The organism is Niallia sp. 03133, from assembly GCF_052663225.1.
Genome location: NZ_JBQTCY010000007.1, coordinates 90,850 through 109,827, shown reverse-complemented (window position 1 = coordinate 109,827; position 18,978 = coordinate 90,850). Strand labels below are relative to the sequence as shown.

16 protein-coding genes and 1 pseudogene are annotated in these 18,978 nt (G+C 34.5%); 12 read left to right on the top strand and 5 right to left on the bottom strand.

Translation table 11 applies throughout. The features are described 5' to 3' along the window. Positions 1–41: 41 nt before the first annotated feature. A complete protein-coding gene (rlmD, locus tag ACTYBU_RS11520; RefSeq protein WP_445489850.1) occupies positions 42–1,433 on the top strand; it encodes a 23S rRNA (uracil(1939)-C(5))-methyltransferase RlmD in 1,392 nt (463 codons plus the stop codon). Between the two features lie 442 nt (positions 1,434–1,875). On the opposite strand, the pseudogene ACTYBU_RS11515 reads toward rlmD, so the two are convergent. From ACTYBU_RS11515 to ACTYBU_RS11505, 3 genes and pseudogenes are all read right to left on the bottom strand, one after another. After that, positions 1,876–2,913, bottom strand: a pseudogene (locus tag ACTYBU_RS11515) (recombinase family protein); the annotation flags it as partial. Then, positions 2,910–3,071, bottom strand: coding sequence for a hypothetical protein (locus ACTYBU_RS11510; RefSeq protein ID WP_445489849.1), 162 nt, complete (start codon positions 3,069–3,071; stop codon positions 2,910–2,912). The pseudogene ACTYBU_RS11515 and the gene ACTYBU_RS11510, both read right to left, overlap by 4 nt. Positions 3,072–3,200: 129 nt before the next feature. After that, positions 3,201–3,599 carry a recombinase family protein gene (locus tag ACTYBU_RS11505; RefSeq protein WP_445489847.1) on the bottom strand — a complete coding sequence of 133 codons (399 nt, stop codon included), beginning with the start codon at positions 3,597–3,599 and terminating at the stop codon, positions 3,201–3,203. A gap of 507 nt (positions 3,600–4,106) precedes the next feature. Here ACTYBU_RS11505 and ACTYBU_RS11500 point away from each other — a divergent pair. From ACTYBU_RS11500 to ACTYBU_RS11485, 4 genes are all read left to right on the top strand, one after another. After that, positions 4,107–5,027 (top strand): phage/plasmid replication domain-containing protein, encoded by a 921-nt coding sequence (locus ACTYBU_RS11500; protein WP_445489846.1) that lies wholly within the window; start codon positions 4,107–4,109, stop codon positions 5,025–5,027. Between the two features lie 104 nt (positions 5,028–5,131). Further along, positions 5,132–7,507 carry an EcoAI/FtnUII family type I restriction enzme subunit R gene (gene hsdR, locus ACTYBU_RS11495; RefSeq protein ID WP_445489844.1) on the top strand — a complete coding sequence of 792 codons (2,376 nt, stop codon included), beginning with the start codon at positions 5,132–5,134 and terminating at the stop codon, positions 7,505–7,507. A 29-nt stretch (positions 7,508–7,536) separates the two neighbouring features. Next, a complete protein-coding gene (locus ACTYBU_RS11490; protein ID WP_445489843.1) occupies positions 7,537–8,982 on the top strand; it encodes a type I restriction-modification system subunit M in 1,446 nt (481 codons plus the stop codon). Then, a complete protein-coding gene (locus tag ACTYBU_RS11485) occupies positions 8,979–10,679 on the top strand; it encodes a restriction endonuclease subunit S (RefSeq protein ID WP_445489841.1) in 1,701 nt (566 codons plus the stop codon). Before ACTYBU_RS11490 ends, ACTYBU_RS11485 begins: the two co-directional genes overlap by 4 nt. Positions 10,680–10,717: 38 nt before the next feature. Here ACTYBU_RS11485 and ACTYBU_RS11480 read toward each other — a convergent pair whose 3' ends face one another. Continuing rightward, positions 10,718–11,194, bottom strand: a complete 477-nt coding sequence (locus ACTYBU_RS11480; RefSeq protein WP_445489840.1) for a hypothetical protein — start codon at positions 11,192–11,194, stop codon at positions 10,718–10,720. Between the two features lie 187 nt (positions 11,195–11,381). Between ACTYBU_RS11480 and ACTYBU_RS11475 the strand changes: the two genes are divergently transcribed. Beyond that, positions 11,382–11,633: a helix-turn-helix domain-containing protein gene (locus tag ACTYBU_RS11475; RefSeq protein WP_445489838.1), complete on the top strand. Its 252-nt coding sequence runs from the start codon at positions 11,382–11,384 to the stop codon at positions 11,631–11,633. An 87-nt stretch (positions 11,634–11,720) separates the two neighbouring features. Here the strand turns inward: ACTYBU_RS11475 and ACTYBU_RS11470 are convergent, their stop codons facing one another. After that, complete coding sequence (locus ACTYBU_RS11470) at positions 11,721–13,085, bottom strand: zinc-ribbon domain-containing protein (RefSeq protein WP_445489836.1); 1,365 nt, start codon at positions 13,083–13,085, stop codon at positions 11,721–11,723. A 276-nt stretch (positions 13,086–13,361) separates the two neighbouring features. Between ACTYBU_RS11470 and ACTYBU_RS11465 the strand changes: the two genes are divergently transcribed. The 6 genes from ACTYBU_RS11465 (at position 13,362) to ACTYBU_RS11440 (ending at position 18,756) form a co-directional block, all read left to right on the top strand. Further along, positions 13,362–14,048: a hypothetical protein gene (locus tag ACTYBU_RS11465; protein ID WP_445489835.1), complete on the top strand. Its 687-nt coding sequence runs from the start codon at positions 13,362–13,364 to the stop codon at positions 14,046–14,048. A 19-nt stretch (positions 14,049–14,067) separates the two neighbouring features. Next, complete coding sequence (locus ACTYBU_RS11460) at positions 14,068–14,898, top strand: serine/threonine protein kinase (protein WP_445489833.1); 831 nt, start codon at positions 14,068–14,070, stop codon at positions 14,896–14,898. Beyond that, a complete protein-coding gene (locus ACTYBU_RS11455; RefSeq protein WP_445489831.1) occupies positions 14,899–16,170 on the top strand; it encodes a hypothetical protein in 1,272 nt (423 codons plus the stop codon). A 447-nt stretch (positions 16,171–16,617) separates the two neighbouring features. After that, positions 16,618–17,457: a hypothetical protein gene (locus ACTYBU_RS11450; RefSeq protein WP_445489829.1), complete on the top strand. Its 840-nt coding sequence runs from the start codon at positions 16,618–16,620 to the stop codon at positions 17,455–17,457. 658 nt (positions 17,458–18,115) lie between these two features. Further along, positions 18,116–18,376 (top strand): hypothetical protein, encoded by a 261-nt coding sequence (locus tag ACTYBU_RS11445; protein ID WP_445489828.1) that lies wholly within the window; start codon positions 18,116–18,118, stop codon positions 18,374–18,376. Then, positions 18,373–18,756 carry an aspartyl protease family protein gene (locus ACTYBU_RS11440; protein WP_445489827.1) on the top strand — a complete coding sequence of 128 codons (384 nt, stop codon included), beginning with the start codon at positions 18,373–18,375 and terminating at the stop codon, positions 18,754–18,756. The genes ACTYBU_RS11445 and ACTYBU_RS11440 overlap by 4 nt, the downstream gene beginning before the upstream one ends. Positions 18,757–18,978: the final 222 nt, after the last annotated feature.

The following is an 18,978-nucleotide window of genomic DNA, read 5'->3' as shown; positions in this document are numbered from 1 at the left end:
AAGGATGATTTCTAGTAATAAAAGAACGGAGCATTAAAAATATGAAAGAAAAAAAGCAAACAAGTACGGTTAAATTGACACAAGGTCAAACTTTTCCTTTAACCATAAAACGGTTAGGCATTAATGGTGAGGGTGTCGGTTATTTTAAACGGCAGGTTGTATTTGTGCCAGGCGCCCTTCCAGGAGAAGAAGTGGTAGTGGAAGCAACAAAGGTACAGCCGAAGTTTTCAGAAGGCAAAATAAAAAAAATCCGCAAATCGTCTCCATTTCGGGTAAAAGCCCCATGCCCGATTTACGAGCAATGCGGAGGCTGCCAGCTGCAGCATTTAGCTTATGATCAGCAGCTAAAGGAAAAACGGGATATTGTCATTCAATCAATGGAACGGCATACAAAGCTGAAAGTGGACAAAGTTGATATTCGTCAAACGATTGGCATGAAAGATCCATGGAATTATCGCAATAAAAGCCAATTCCAAATGGGACAGCAGAAAAACGGCAAAATTATTGCAGGTTTATACGGCTTGGATTCCCACCGTTTGGTTCCGATTCAAAACTGTATGGTCCAGCATCCTTTAACAAATAAAGTATCGGAAGAAGTAAGAAAGATTTTAGAAGAGCTGCAAGTGCCAATATACAATGAACGAACACAAAAAGGGATAGTCCGGACGATCGTAACCCGAGCAGGCTTTCAATCAGGCGAAGTGCAAGTAGTATTAATCACCACACAAAAAGAAGTGCCGCGGAAAAAGAAAATCATGGCAGAAATTCAAAAGAGACTGCCAGAAGTAAAATCCCTTGTACAAAATATTAACGGAAACAAAACCTCGCTTATTTTTGGCGAAAAAACATTGCATTTAAGCGGAGAAGAGGTTATTCAAGAAACATTGGGGGATTTAAATTTCGAATTATCCGCACGAGCATTTTTTCAATTAAATCCAGTCCAAACCGTAGCGTTATACGATGAAGTAAAAAAAGCTGCAGGGCTAACAGGAAAAGAAAAAATAGCCGATGCATATTGCGGAGTTGGCACAATCGGATTATGGCTGGCAGAAGGTGCAAGTGAAGTGCGGGGAATGGACACAATTGAAGCAGCTATCACGGATGCGCAAAAAAATGCAGCACGCCACGGAATTGAAAATGCCACTTATGTAACAGGCACAGCCGAGCACTGGCTGCCCAAATGGGTAGAAGAAGGATGGCGACCAGACACAGTGGTAGTCGATCCACCGCGAACAGGCTGCGACCGCAAATTATTAGATGCCATAAAAAAAGTAAAACCGAAGAAATTTGTGTACGTATCATGCAATCCATCTACACTGGCAAAGGATATTGATTATTTATCGAAGGAATATAAAGTCGAGTATATTCAGCCGGTGGATATGTTTCCGCATACGGCGCACGTAGAGTGCTGTGTGTTGCTTGAAAAAAAATAGAAGATATGTATGAGTTCGAGAATCTATAGTAGATTCTCGGACTTCCGTCTTCTTTGATTTCGATACGTTCTATGAGTTTGTGTAGAAATATTTCATCAAGTATTGGGTTTCGAATAAAATCTTCAAATTGTTTTTGTAACTCGTTGAAATTAAGTGCCTCTTTCTGGCGGTGTAGAGTTTCTCCCAATATCTGTTTTTCTTCTGTTAGTTTTGATATAGAAGTGTTACAATCCTCAATCAGTAATTGATATTCTTCATTTTCAATTTCCTTACGGATTTTTTCTCTAAGTGCATTCACTTTATCCTGTTTAAGTCTTTCGATTTCATCATCAATTTTTAAGAACCTCTTTTGGTCACGTTGAAAGATCTTAGAGATTTTCTTTTCAATTTCTTTTTGAAAAGAGTTTGAATTCAGCGATGAAAACATGTTACGGATATCTTGTGTAATGGCTTCAACCAAATCCTCTTCCTTAATATGATGATCAGAGCATTGAGTGTATCCATGTTTATTATATGTTCCGCAAATATAACCTTTACGGTTTGACTTGAAATGCATACTTTTACCACAACATGCACAGAAGGAGACATTGGTAAATAAATGCTTTTTAGCGTAAGGGCGTTTTCGTTTTCGTTCTTTTATGAGTTGTTGCACAACTTTAAAATCTTCTTTAGAAATTATTGCTTCGTGAGAGTCATTGATAATTACATAGTTTGAAGGATCTATTTGTTTACGTTGGTCGGTTGTTACATTAACAGTTGTTTCCCTGTGCTGGACAAGATCCCCAATATAATGAGGATTTTCTAATATCTTTCTTACAGATGAACCATGCCATACTAAACCCGCATTACTTTTCCCTGCAACTTGTGAAGGGGTTGGGATTTTTTCCTCGATTAGCTCTCTTGCTATACTGTCATATCCCTTTCCAGAGAGGTATGAGTTATAGATTCTACGTACTATATCAGAAGTATAATCCTTTTTTACTTTGAGTTTTTTGTTCTCGATATAATAACCGTAAGGCGGTATAGAGCCATTAAACTCAGCATTTTTAATTTTGGTATTAAGGGCGGTTTTTACACGCTCACTTGTTCTTTGGGATTCTTGTTCATACATCCAAGCGTATAATCCAAACATTTGAGTATTGCCTGAAAGTGTATCGATTGCACCATCTAAAGTTAGAATGTGGATGTCTCGAACTTCTGCGAGATTTTTGATTTCGTATGAAAGTTGTCCATTTCTTGCTAAACGTGACAATTCTTTTGCTAAGATTATATCGAACTTCTTCTCCTTAGCATCAGTTATCATGCGTTTCAGTTCAGGGCGTTTTTTGGTCTTTGTGCCTGATTGAATATCTAAATAGATATCATAAAGATCCCAACCCTTTTCTGATAGCAGGTTCATGAATAGTTCTTTTTGATTAGTCAAAGATTGTTTTTGTTCTGCCTTATTTGTTGATACACGTATATAAACTGCACATTTCATGCCACTAACTCTCCTTCCGTAGCAGAGTCAGTGGAATTCACCTTGTTATTAGCATAGGATTTGGAAATTAATGTGTCAACTTTTTCATTAAGGATGGACTTTAAAATGCTTTCGAGGGTAATGGTAGATTCATTGTTGAAGATTCTTTCGATTTTCATTGGGGAAATCCTCCTTTGTGATTTATTAGTATTTAAAGGTATTATTGCTTTTTTGTTTTGGATAGTTGGTAAATTTATTATGGGAAACTGAGGGTGAATGTTTAGAAGCATATGAGTGACTATGGGGGATTAAGAGAGGGATTGTAGAAATGGGTTTTCGTCAATAGACAATACTTCAACTCTACTTGAATAAAGAGTATCAAAAACATCGTTAATAAGATTCAACTTCCTTGAAAATCTTGATACAGTTTTTACAACCACCAAGTCAAACTTCTTTTCTGAAGCATCTTTTAGTAGTTGTTGTAGACCTGGTAGATCAATCGAATTACCGCTTCCTACATCCTGGTAAACAGACTGTAATAACAAACCATGACTTTTAATAAACGCCCTACAATGATTAATTTGATCTTCCAATGTTTGCTGATTATCCTGATTGCAATTTGTTCGTACATAAACCGCACATTTCATTTTCTTCTCCTCCTTTAAATGATTTTCATTATTGTTTAAAGTCTGTTTGCGGTTTTTCAATTAAAGATCTCCTAATGATAGATTTTTAGTAATAAAGAATGATTAAGAGGTAGAGTCTGTTGCAACTCTTATATTTATTATATTGGTGTTGAGAACATTTTCAATAGCTCATGTGTCGAACCTTTTATATTACAGGTATTTGTGTTATATAACTATGGTTCTAACCCCTTTTTTTACAGAGAAAAATAGACAAGATAGCATAAGGCTAACTTGTCTTTAATTTATAAATCTCTATATAGTAGTAAATGCGTTGTAAAGCTACTAAAACAATATAGAACCAAAAGCGAATAGTAGAATCCTTGACTTACCTTTACAATAGCATTATTAAATCGCTGAAACTGCGGTTGTAAGGAAAAATAAATATGGGTGGTTCGGGAAAAAAACATATACGTCGGTGGCTCCTTCTTATACAAGAAACCTTATGAATCAAGGAGTTTACTGATATGAAAGATCATCTCGTTTACTTCCCGTAACCTTTAACATCAGAACTAAAAGGAGGAAAATAGCTTGCTTCATACAGCACACTTTTATTTAGATTTAACGAGAGAGGAGTTGCATATTCTCGAAAATCATTTAGGAGTATCATATGAGGACATTGGCAGTAAAGCTGATGAATATGCAGATGGATTTAAAACTTGGGTAACAAAAAAATATGGGACAAGACTTCACTTCATTATTGATTTTATTAAGTTATTAGGTAAGCCAAACATTAGAGAATCAGACTATTTAGAAGCAGACGAAAAGCTAAAAGGCTTCATATTTTATTTATTCCTGGATCAAGAGTATTATAATAGAGTTGTTCTAATCCGAATCGATTATCGATTGGATGTACGGATACCCGAAAACCACCGTAAAGCGATATTGTACCTGTATAAAAAGACAGCGGTAAAGCATCGACATCAAAAGCGATATGATCAATATGGTACAACTATCTACTTTAATTCCAAAAGCATTCAGGGAACTTGTTATGATAAGGAGGTGCATGTTCATATAATGGGAAGGGAGATAGAAGATTATGAGAAGGGCATTCTTCGATTTGAAGTACGATTAGAAAATCGCCATTTGAAATATATGAAATATAGACAAGGAAAAGAAAAATGGTTAGAAGAATATTTTAAACAAGAATTGTACGTTAAGTACATGAAGCAGTACCTCGGAACATTAGTTCACAGTGGTGATTATTTTAAAATTTCAAGTGCAAGAAAGATTATCAATGGAAGCAGTCTGAAAGTAAAAGAACAAGAAAAACTGCTCGAATTCCTTCGCTATGTTTCACGTTATGGCATTGAAAAGGCAAAAGAGAAGTACACAGGTTACTACTTCAACAAATTCCTCAATCAATTAAAACACCTCAATATCAATCCAATCCTAATTCCAAGAGACAGAAAAGATTTCCCTTCATTTATGAGAAACCCCTTTACTATTTGACAATAGGCAAAAAACCCCCCTTCTTTCCTACTAATTAACACATTCATTCCCAAATATTTGCTACAATAATGATTAAGAAGGAATATTGGTTTGGAGGGGTAGGGTTGGCGAAAAAACTTTCAGAACGTGATATTTGTACTAAATTTATTACCCCCGCTCTGATAAATGCAGGGTGGGATTTACATAAGCAGATAAGAGAAGAAGTTACCTTTACGGCAGGTCGTATTGTTGTCAAAGGAAAGAGGCACGTTAGAAGGAAAAGTAAACGTGCAGATTACATTCTTTTTCATAAACCGAACCTTCCGCTTGCCATTATTGAAGCAAAAGATGGGGAGTCTTCCGTTGGCAGCGGAATGCAACAGGGTTTGGAATATGCGGAAGCATTGGATATCCCCTTTGTTTTCAGTAGCAATGGGAAAGGCTTTTTATTCCATGATCGTACAGGACTAAGCAACCAAATGGAAAAAGAGCTAAAATTAGAACAGTTCCCTTCACCTGAGATGTTATGGAATATGTACAAACAGTGGAAAGGGATAGATGAAAATGCTGAACAAGTTATCACACAAGAGTATTACAGTGATGGTAGTGGGAAAACACCACGCTATTATCAACGAATCTCAATTAATAGAACTGTTGAGGCGATTGCAAAAGGGCAAGATCGAGCGTTACTTGTATCGGCTACAGGGACAGGAAAGACTTTCATCGCTTTCCAAATCATATGGAGACTTTGGAAGTCTCGAATGAAGAAGCGTATTCTTTTCCTCGCTGATCGTAACATATTGGTAGATCAAACAATGGCAAATGATTTCAAGCACTTTGGTGATAAAATGACCAAGATAAAAAACCGCAAAGTCGATAAATCTTATGAAATTTACCTTGCCTTGTATCAAGCGGTGACGGGTACTGATGATATGAAAAACATTTATAAGGAGTTTTCACCTGATTTTTTCGACCTTATCGTAATAGATGAAGCACATCGAGGTAGTGCAAAGGAAGACAGTGCATGGCGTGATATTCTTGAATATTTCAGTTCAGCTACTCAAATTGGCCTTACAGCTACACCAAGGGAAACTAAGGAAGTTTCTAACATTGATTATTTTGGCGAACCTATTTACACATATAGCTTGAAGCAAGGCATTGATGATGGGTTTCTTGCCCCTTATCGGGTAATTCGCTACACCATAGATCGGGATGTCGATGGATGGCGACCAACCAAAGGACAACGTGATAAACACGGAAATGAAATTGAAGACCGAATTTATAATGCAAAAGACTTTGACCGTAATCTGGTACTTGAACAACGCACTGTACAGGTGGCTAAGAAAGTGACCGAATATTTGAAGAAGACTGATCGTTTTCAAAAAACAATTGTCTTTTGTGTCAATATTAAACATACTGAACGAATGCGGGAAGCACTTGTGAATGAAAACCAGGATTTAGTGAAAGAAAGTCATAAATACATTATGCAAATCACAGGGGATAATGACGAAGGAAAAGCTGAACTTGATAATTTTATTGATCCAAGTAGCAAATATCCTGTGATAGCTGTCACATCAAAGTTGATGACAACAGGTGTTGATGCTCAAACATGTAAATTGATTGTACTTGATAGTAACATCAATTCGATGACCGAGTTTAAGCAAATAATTGGAAGGGGTACAAGGGTAAACGTAGAATATGGAAAATTTTCTTTCACCATCATGGATTTTCGTAATGTAACCAACTTGTTTGCGGACAAAGATTTTGACGGTGATCCTGTTCAAATCTATGTCCCAAAAGATGGAGATGACCTTGTTCCTCCTGATATAGATGAAGATGAAGGTATTGACGAACCTATTGATAATCCCCCATCATTTGGAGGCAGCGGTAATGGGGGTGGGGTTGGTGAGGATATATATGGTGATGGTTGGGAAAAACCTCGTACTTATTATGTGAACAGCGTACCCGTTCAAGTGATTAATGAAAGAGTCCAATATTATGGTGATAATGGTGAATTGATTACTGAATCACTAACAGATTATACGAAAAAGACCGTTCAAAAAGAATTCCGTACACTTGATGACTTTATCCAATCTTGGAGTAAAGCAGATAAAAAGGATGCAATCATTGAAGAGTTATTAGAACAGGGTGTATTATTAGACGAGCTTCAAGAAGAAGTAGGAAAAAACTATGATCCATTTGATCTTATATGCCATGTAGCGTTTGAACAAAAACCGCTAACTCGTAAGGAGCGAGCAAATAACGTTAAAAAACGTGATTACTTTGCAAAATATAGTGAAACAGCAAGGGCAGTGTTAGAGGCTTTACTGGAAAAATACGCTGATGAAGGTATTGAACATATTGAAAGTATTGAAGTGTTAAAACTACGACCGTTTGATGAACATGGTTCCTTAATGGAAATCATCAAATCGTTTGGCGGAAAGAAACAATATTTACAAGCAGTTCAGGAATTAGAACAGCAAATTTATATGACAGCTTAATTAGAATTTCATAATGGAGGAATTGCAACATGTCAATATCAAACACAATTAAATCCATCCAAGATATTATGCGTCAGGATGTAGGCGTAGACGGTGACGCACAGCGTATTGCCCAACTGGTTTGGATGATTTTTTTGAAAATCTTTGCAGATAAAGAAGCAGAATTAGAGATATTAGAAGATGATTACCAGTCTCCTATACCAGAAAATCTCTGTTGGGAAAATTGGGCCGCTAACGAAGAGGGAATGACTGGAGATGAATTGTTAGACTTTGTAAACAATGAATTGTTCCCTACGTTAAAGGAACTACCTGATGTAGAATCAGGCACAAGAGGTCATATTGTCAAAGAAGTGTTTCGAGACAGCTTTAATTATATGAAAAGTGGCACACTTATGCGTCAAATCATCAATAAAATCAATGAGATAGACTTTAACAGTTCAGAAGACCGCCATCTTTTTAATGATTTTTACGAGTCATTTTTAAAAGATCTTCAATCAGCAGGAAATGCAGGTGAGTTTTACACACCAAGAGCAGTGACACAATTCATGGTTGATATGGTAAACCCTCAGTTGGGAGAAAAAGTGCTTGATCCTGCAACGGGAACAGGTGGATTTCTTAAAAGTGCTATCGAACATTTGATGAAACAAGCGAACAATCCAGAGGAAAGAAAAATTGTCCAAAACTCTATATTTGGTATTGAAAAAAAGCAATTACCCCATACTTTATCGGTGACAAACTTAATATTAAATGATGTAGATGTACCGAATATTCGCCATGATAACTCTCTATCCCGACCAATTCGTGATTATAGCCCAAAAGATAAGGTGGATTGTGTTACTACCAATCCTCCTTTTGGTGGTGTAGAAGAGGATGGAATTCAAGCTAACTTCCCGACTGCCTTTAGAACAAAGGAAACTGCTGATTTGTTCATGGTACTAATCATGACTTTGTTAAAAGATGGTGGAAGGGGTGCTGTTGTACTTCCAGACGGATTTCTATTTGGTGAGGGTGTTAAGACAAGAATTAAAGAAAAACTGCTTGAAGAATGTAATTTACACACCATTGTAAGGCTTCCTAATGGGGTTTTTGCACCGTATACAAGCATTCGTACTAACCTCTTATTCTTTACAAAGGGGGAGCCTACAAAGGAAATTTGGTATTATGAACACCCTTATCCAGAAGGGCAAAAATCGTATTCGAAAACCAGACCAATCCGAATTGAAGAATTTGACCGAGAGAAAGCATGGTGGAACAATCGGGAAGAAAATGAATATGCATGGAAAGTTACGATAGAAGAAATTAAGGATAAAAGTTATAATCTTGACAACAAAAACCCCCACTCGAAAGAGGAGGAATTGCTTGAACCAGAAGTTGCTCTACAGAAGTATTTGGAATCTGTTGAAAGAGTAAAGGAAGCAAAGCAACAGTTGGTTGATGAATTATCAGCGATTCTTAAAGAAGGTTCTCGTAAATGACTGCAATTTTAGAACACTTTCATGAAGTTGTAAATACACCAGAGGATGTTGAAAAGGTAAAAAAGTACATCCTTCAATTGGCAATGCAGGGGGAATTGGTTGAACAAGATCCACATGATGAAACTGCATCCGAAATCTTAAAGAAGATTTCGGAAGAGAAACAACGTTTAATTAAAGAAAAGAAATTAAAAAAGACTAAGCCCTTACCACCTCTATCAGATGAAGAATCCCTTTATGAACTCCCAAATAATTGGAAGTGGATAAGGTTAGGGGATATTTCAAAAAATATTCACTATGGACATACAGCTTCGGCTACTACAGAAAATACAGGTGTTAAATTTGTACGAATCACTGATATTCAAGACAGTAGAGTAATATGGGGGAATGTTCCGTACTGTGGTATAGATGAAAAGAAATTAAGCGATTTAGTTCTTTCAAATAATGATATATTGATTGCCAGAACAGGTGGTACAATTGGCAAATCGTTTATAGTTGAAAACATTGAGCAGACAGCAGTTTTCGCATCATATCTAATAAGAGTTGTGCTATTTGAAGAGAATTTTCCTAAATATATAAAGCTATTTCTTGAATCCGATTTATATTGGAACCAAATTGCAAGTAAGTCACAAGGAACTGGACAACCTAACGTAAATGCAGTCTCACTTGCAAATTTGGTTATGCCTTTGCCTCCAATAAACGAACAAAAAAGAATTTTTAATAAGGTTAATGAACTGTTTGAACAATGTGACCAATTAGTTGTCAATCTCGTTAAAAAGCAAACGACATCGGCATTGTTAAACAAAAGTGTCTTCACAAGAATACAGAATCACATCAACCCTGAACAAATGAATGACTTACTTTTTGCAGTGAAGAATATTGAACACCTTTGTAACGATAAAGAAAGTATAGATCAACTACGTAACGCAATCTTAACTCTTGCTGTCCAAGGGAAATTGGTAGAGCAAGATGTGAATAATAGACCTGCTTCTATGTTAGTAGAAAAGATAAAAGAAGAAAAGGACAGACTGTTAGCAGAGAAAAAAATCAAAAAAGAAAAACAACTACCTACGATAAGGGATGAAGACATTCCATTCAAACTTCCACAAGGATGGGAATGGGTAAGATTGGGAGATATAACTACTAAACTGGGAGCGGGTAAAACGCCTTCTGGTGGTCAAAAGGGTTATGTTCAAAAGGGAGTTAAATTTATTCGTTCACAGAATGTATGGAATGATGGTTTATTACTGGAAGGTATAGCCCATATAACTCCAGAAACACATGAAAGCATGAGTGGAAGTGCTGTACAACCAAAGGATATACTACTGAACATCACAGGTGCTTCTATTGGTAGAAGTTCTCTTGTACCTGATAACTTTGATACAGCAAATGTCAACCAACATGTGGCAATTATTAGGTTAGTAGAGGAGAATACCAGACACTATATCCATACTTGTATTACCTCACCATACTTCCAAAGCGAAGTGATGCGGGTACAGGTAGGTGCTTCAAGAGAAGGGCTGAGTATGGCTAAATTAGAAAAATTCATTATTCCACTTCCACCACTTGAAGAGCAGATAAGAATAATGGAAAAAGTAAAAACCCTAATTAATCTGATTAATTTTTATGAAAATCAGGTCATAAAAAAGGACTATTCAACAAAATCGTTTTTTCAATCGTTAATTACAAATATAATCTAAGAAAGACAAAAAAAAGAGCCGTTTGGCTCTTTTTTGCATTATCGTTTATAGTGTTCCATGAAATCCAACAATGCTTGTGCGATTAAATCTTGCAATTTTAAGTGTGGGTAATTTCCATCACAAAATTTACTAAAGTCACTGTAGATGTCCTTGTTCATTTTAATGCTTTTGTTCTCGAAAGTTGCTGTTTTACTATATACTCTTTCGTTAAGTAGAAGTAAATTATTTGATTGATACATTTCAATCAATCTCTTAAAGATTTGCCTGTTCTCGGTAATAAAGGAAAGTGAATCACTATCCTTTCCACTTATTTCTTCTAAGGTAACCGCTTTGACGTATTGCTTATTCTTTTTGTTGTATTGAAACTCACCGTTGTTCCTCATGTCTGTTGTAAAGGTTGAATACGCAAAGTTTAACATACTTGCGATTTCCTTTAGTGTATGACTCTTTAGCAAGTTATTAACTTCTTCTACCTTTTTTGTAGGTGATAGCGTAATAAATTGATCTTTATTCATTTCAAAACCCCTTTCTATTTGTAATATTTTATAGCTATCAAATCCTATACAAGAACGGTTTATTTCATGCCGTTATTTCAACAAAAATGCTTATGAAACTCTGAATATTTCAAAGCTAAATAACTACTATATATAGATGCTTATATACATCAGGCGTTTTAAAAAAACAACTTAGAAGGAGAAAAATATGGGTACAATATCGGATCAAAAGACAATTTTTGGAGCATTTATTCTAAAATTAAGATTGAAAAAAAGCTGGAGTCTTTGTGATTTAGAAAAGGAAACAGGTATCACAGCAAGTTATTTAAACAGACTTGAAAGAGGAGAAAGGAAAAATCCAACGATTATGGTTGTAAATGCTTTGGCAAGTGCATACAATGTCGAACTGAAAACAATGGTTGATTTAATTCTGCTTGAAAGAGAGGAAGAAATAAATTGAGGAATAAGAATAAGGGACTTTTAGGTTATTATTTTTTATAATAAGACTCAGAGCCGTTGTTAATTTTAACATTAACAACGGCTGCGTTTATAACGTGTTAGTTTTGGGATGCCATCTTACCAAGTGACTATTAGGATTAAGAATATCTCTTACATAAAATAGGCATTTGGGGCATAATCCTTTCGATTTCACAAAATTTTTCACCTTTCTTGAATAAAGATGTTTGCAATCGGGATTAGGACAAGAAATGTCCAATGGTTTGTTAGATCCATAAGAAAGGTACTTTTGGTTATCAGGAATATATCTCAAAAGCCCAGGGGCAACTGATTCTAAGGATTGCGTTTTGATTAAAGGATAATTAGAACGGGATATTTTTGGTAGTAACGTGGTAATTAGACCATATATCTCCCTATCGGTATATGAATCAATAAATAAATTATATATCTGCTTTAGTATGTATAAAGTTTCTTGAATCGGTTTAACTAAAAATTCGTAGGTGTACTTATGTTTGCTACAAATTATTTCATGTTGATTTTCAAAGTAACTTAAATTAGGTAACCCATCTTCACGAATACGAATAAAAATTGAAATTTCATCACAATTAGCCAACATCTTATTCTTTTCCACGTCAGAGAGCTTTCTTTGTTCATGCTGTTTACCGTCAAATTCAATACCAACCTTTAACGTATGTTGAAATAGATCGATTTCAACTGGATTACCATTTGACTTCCAACGAACAGTTTTTAGATTATATTTTTCAAATCCACCAATAAGGTGGTTAAGCGCCATACCAAGTAGCTGTTCCGTAAATGAGTTATTAGTATGGTTAGGGCATCCCTGGTTTTGTTCTGTTCTACAGCTTACCGATTTAAAATAGTAATCATCACATTCATCGCACCACCATTGATATTCCACAGAAGAATAAGGTAAAATTTCAGTTGCATTGTATTCAGGATGTAAAGTTTTAGCAATCTTAGGAAACAAAACCTGTAAATTGTAATCGGGTGTTGCAGATTTCCCGTTACAATAAGGACATGGAATATGATCGACTAAGTCTGCACATATTTGTGTTCCTTCCCAGTTATGTTCTTCACAATGAACATTAACTACTTTATTAGAATACATAGGAGTATATTCGGGATGCACATTTTTTTCAGCATTCTTTCTGTAATCCCAGTATTCCACAACTCTGAAAGGAGTCTTATACATAACACTTCTTTTAAATGGAAGTTCATGACAAACATTACATACTGGAGAGCCTTTATAAAGTGCTTGGTATACTTGATTGGGAGTTTTTCTATAACTACATAATCTACCCTCGAAATTACAAATCCAAAATGCTAATGTATTATTATCCTTAGTGCTTATATCACTAAACTCCAGCTTTAAAAACTGCTTGTTTTTTTGTTCATCCCACATTTGAAACATATATTCTTTATTACTTTTTTTCATTCTGAAAACTACCTCCGTTTTTTGATTACGAAGGTAGTTATTTGCAACAAACACACGATTATAACAGGAAATTTTTAGTATTACCCATTCAATATAGTTTCTATTCACTATTTAGTAAATTAATTTTTACAAAATTAAAATTCTAATCAATAACAAATTGGAGAAACTGGTTATCGAAGAAAAATGAGATTTTTCTCTGAGAAGGAGATAATGACAATTCAAATTAATTAATCTATATTACAAATTATGAAATGAATAATAAGTGGGACTGATTATATGAACTATAACCTTGAAAAAGAAATGATACCTGTCATTGAAAAATATGTAGTCAATAAGTTTAAATGTGAGGCAATTGCTGAAGAATTACCTGTTAATCACCGAATTGTCGATATTGTTCTTGCAAAGGTAAGTTATCCAGAGGAAAACCGACTACAAGCATACAAAACATCTTTTAACAAATTAACCATGGCAGAATTAGACGTACTTGCGGATATTTACATAAAAAAACAGGTTAGTATTCATTATCTAATTAAGAAATTGAGGATGGATAGTAATTCCATCAAGGAAAAGTATCTAAACAAATTTTTGGAAAATAACCTTATATCAAGATTTTCAAAATACCGATATAGAACAACCGAATGGGCAGAAATAAAAGTGGAAAATATGATTGCTATAGAGGCAAAATTGTCCGATTGGAAAACTGTCCTTAACCAAGCAATAGATAACTTTGCTTTTGCTGATTATTCATATGTAGCAATTGATGAAACAATTTGTTCTGAAAAAATTATTAGTCAGTTTGTTGGAAGAAATATTGGGATACTGTCAGTTGGTAAGGAAAATATGGTAAAATTGGTCTATAAACCAAAAATTAACAAAAACACTATCCCAGGAGACTTTGCTTTACAAAGGATATTAGTTTGTAGAGATCTTATATGTAACAAAAGTAAATGGAAGTTAGTATGAATATTTGGAGGCAAATTATATGGCTAATCCTTTTGAACCGATTTTGACATTAGAAGAAGTTGATTGTTCCTTTAGTCAATATAGAATATTCGATTTACTGGGTGGCGGTGGACAAGGTAGTGTGTTTAGAGGAATAGATTTAAGAAGTGATGAAGAAATTGCGGTTAAGTTATACTCTCCTAATCAATTAATTAAAAGAGCAGAATTAGAAGTTAGTAAACTTGAAAAAGTTGATTCTCCTAATCTTGCAAATGTTGTAGAACATGGGTATGTAAGATTGAGAGATACTAATTGTTATTTTGTTACAACAAGATATATGGAAGGTTCGGATTTGAAGGAAGTATTAAATACGAGGAAGTTAACACCAGGAGAGACAAGAAAACTGCTAATTGATATCTTGTTTGCAATTGATGATTTGTGGAAGTTAAGAGTGGTACATAGTGATTTGAAACCTGCAAATATTTTATATTTGTCAACTGGTGACTTTATTTTAATCGATTTAGGTTTTGCGAAGCATCTTGATAATGAGACGATTACTATGGGACAAGTTATCTATGGAACTTGGGGTTATATTGCACCTGAACAAGTAAGAGGAAGACGTAACCTTACTCTTCGTGCTGATATGTTTTCACTCGGTGTCCTTGCTTATGAAGCTCTAACTGGTATTCATCCTTATCATAGAAATCAGGATTTAATTTTTCATGGTCAATTACAGGTAACACCGATTAAAGATTTAATAGAAGTTGATGAAAAGCTATCAAAATCAATTCATTGGTTAATGGAACCAAATCCTTTAAAAAGACCCGTATCAGGTAAAAGAGTTATTGATTTCTTAAAGGAGGATTTATAAATGTATCTATTAAACTTGGGTTATCAGTGGAGTAATCACGACATTGTTGAGGGTGTAATTATTAATGCGAGTGGGGTACATATTGAACAAGCAAATAGAAGAGATCAAATTGAGGCTGCAAAATGGAAACTTTTTGATCCACAATTTTACCTTAAAACATTGGATTTAGACCAGTGTAGAAAAACATGTGAAAGGTTGTCAACCTATCCTTGGTTTGGAGGTAGCAGTGTAGAATTTAATAGTGGTGAATATACACCTACGGCTTGGTTCCAGGAACATAAAGAGAACGTACAATGGGATAACAATATACCTTCAGATGAAGAGCAAATTACTAAGTGTATTAAGGATTGTCTTGATTTTCAAATGTCTATTGGGGTTACACATTTGATTGCACCAATTCCAATAATTGAAAACCCAGAAGATGAATTCGCTCAGCAGTTAAAATGGATTGATGTGGTAGAGAACCTCCAAAGTGATTACGATAAGCCAATTTTAATAACCATTGCATTTTTAGATAATCTTTTCTTTTATGAAGCCCCTTTAGAAAATAAGTTATTTCAAACGATGTTGGATAACTTATCGGTTAGAACTGAATTGGATGGAATATATGTGGTTCCAATTCAGACAAATGATGCTACTTTAAAAATAGACGATAAATATGTCGTAGAAAGTTTACTGTATCTTTGCAACTTTATGACACAAAATGAAAAAGTAGTGGTTACAAACTTTGTAGACTCACTCGGTTTTGCTTGTTTAGGTGCTGGTGCAACCGCCTTTGGTGGGGGATACTCAAATAAAGAAAAAAGAATGTGTTTAAATGATTTTATTGATGCTTCAGGAGGAAGATCATATCCACGTTTTTATTCTTTTAATTTAATTTCAGATTTATATTCAAATAGAGACTTAACCAAGGTAAAAGATGTTAGATTGTTAAGGTTAATCAAGGATGATATAACCGATGTCTGTACAGATTTATATTCTGAACTAAAAAGTGGTGGTTCCGCAAATAATGTACCGAATTGGCGTGAAAGTTTAAATAACGTTACTACCTCGAAACAGCATCGTATAAAATGTTTTAAGGAAAAAACGAATTTTCTTAATAACATTGAACAAATTGAGGATAAAGAGGAGTTTATTTTAGAGTGGTTACAAAGTGCAAACGCTAACAGATTATTACTTGATTCCAAACTAATCGATAATCCTTTGAGTGATGATTCCAACCACATTTCACTCTGGTTAAGTGCATTTGAAGAATATTTGGATAACAAATAAGAACAAGACGAGAAAACACACTCGTCTCTTCTTTTCTTCTAATAGATAATCGGTTGGGGAGGACGGTTCAATAATCAAGTTATCATCTTGAATGAGTTTGCAATACCTTGACAACCGCTGATATACACATAGTCGTCTTCTTGCATCAGTTTTGTAAAGGTAGAATAAATTGATTTCAAGAATTTTTGGTACTTGCTGTAGGTTTTTTCCTCCTTTTTGTAGAAGGTCATTGACAATTTTTACACGTTCTTTGCTACTTATTGTAATGAAGGTGTCTTTGTCATGGGTACACCGTTTCATAGAGGTATCTTTATTCCTTCTATTTTGAAGAATATGAAATATTGTGTTTGAACTGGAGACTTAGTCAAATATCGAATAATCATTTGCAATATTTTTAATGAAATTGGATACTAAATTGCAATGAGGATTTATGAAAGAGGTGTTTGAATGAGATATTATGCAGAAAGAAATAATTTGCTGAACAAGGACTTTAAAATCGACCTTGATGATTTGAAAAACTATTTTATTCAAGTATATAGGTATTTTAACGACAGGAAACTTTTTGATGTAGCTTTTAATGGCGTATGGCAATCAGAGAGATATAAAGAGGATTATCAGTTGCATCCTCCAACAATGTCACCGTCACCAGAAATTTTCTTCCTTAATCATCTGAATAAAGATGAAATATATCCATTTTGGGAATACTACGAGTCATATAGTGAGGAAGAACTTTTTACAGTTATTGAAATATTGTATAACCACATTTGTTCTTACAATTATAGTGAAGGCACGTTCATTGAAGAGAAATATAAACAGGAATTTGCTATGCACATAAATAATTTGTTGAAGCGGTATAAGAATGGATTTTATTTGAATGAAAAACATGGCTTTATTATGGAGGAACCAAATGAGGCAGTAAATGCATTAATGAATGAGACTATTCCTGATTCAATGGACAATGATGTCATTGAACAATTGAAAACAGCAGTGAAAATGTATTATAGATTTGATTCTAATGAAGAATTAAAAAAGAAAGCGATAAATATATTAGCTGATATTTTGGAACCGCTACGGGATGATTTAAAAAGCCTCTTAAACAAGGAATATGACATAAGTAAGAACGACCATGATAAAATCATTTTTGGAATCGTGAATGGTTTTAATATACGTCATAATGACAAAAAGCAACTTACTGAGTACAATAAATCGGTCTGGTATGATTGGATGATGCAATATTATACCAGTGTTATTTTTACTTACTATAGGTTAAAAGTACAATACGAATAAATAAATAGGTTAAAAGGTGAATTCCACTACTCTTGTTAAACAATGTCTACAGATAGCACTCTACGCATGTGGAGTGTGTTTCGCAGATGGTTTTGAAATGTAACTAACCAATAAATTCACTAACCCGCTACAATAAACATTTCCGATTTCTCATTCAAGTGAAAAAAAGATTTCGTAAAAAAGACAGGGAAACCCCTTGGGGGGTCTGCCTTTCTTCTTTTTTTGTAATCGGAAAACTTTATTTTAACTCGATAAAAAATGTGAAAAAAAACGTGAAAAAAGAGCGGGAGAAGCGGGTGATTTCGGAAAACTTTATTATGACAGCGAATGGTGGAATGCGGGTTTAAGCAGGGGAAAATCGGAAGTTTATTTTTTAACTGTACAGAAAGTGTAATTCCAAAATAAATATTTGCTAATCCGACTCTGAATCCGTTAAAAAACTACTTTTGCGATTTCGGGGTCTTTTCCGGTTCTATTCCTTGCACTTCTAGTCTTTTTTGTTCTTCTCTCCAAATAAGCAAATATATTTTTTAATGCCCAAAAGTGTGAAAAAATAGTTGTTTTTTTAAGATAATTTCAATAGAAGGTTTCAAATTTTTTACATAATAAACATGATATAATAAAAAGAAATTAATTAATGAACTGGAGGCGCATGTGAATGAAATGGTCTGAAGTACGTCATCATTTTCCAGAACGTTGTGTCTTAGTAGAAGCATTAAAATCGGAAACAAGAGGAAAAGAAAGAGTCATTGAAGAAATGTCTGTGATTGATGACTTTGAAAATGGGAACGCCGCATGGAAAGTGTATAAAAAATTACATGCAGAAAATCAAAATCGTGAATTATATATCTTTCACACAAATAATGAGGAAACTAAGGTAATTGAGCAGCCATATATAGGAGTGCGAAGAAGAGTATGAAATTTAAAATGGTTGATCATTTACCTCTAGTTTCGGTTGAGATTGAATACAACGCTAAGAAAAAGACGTTTAGTAACGTACTGCTTGATACTGGCTGTTCTTCAACTATCTTTGATACGGATTTATGCGAGGAAATCGGAATATTGCTCGATCTAGAAAATGCGATAACACGAAAGATGTACGGAATTGGCGGTACTGAAATTTGCATTGAACAAAAAGTAAGCGTTATGAATATAGATGAGTTCCAACTTAATGATTTCATTATTCAGCTCGGTGATGTTAGGGAGATGCATGGATTTGACGGGATCATAGGTAGTGATTTTTTTCTCATAAATAAATTAATCATTGACTTTGAAAATATGGAAGTAAGAAATAACTAGGTTAAAGTAAACACTACTACATCTATAAATATCTGCCATTACTATCCAAACTATGTGGAGTGTGTCTCTCATAGGGTTTTAAAGCTGTAACCTCAAAATAAACATTTGCTAATCCGACCCTGATTTCGTGAAAAAAATCTTTTGCGAGTTCGGGGGCTTTTTCATAGATCCAATGTCCATCAATCTTTTCACGTTCTTCTCTCTAAATAAGCAAATATATTT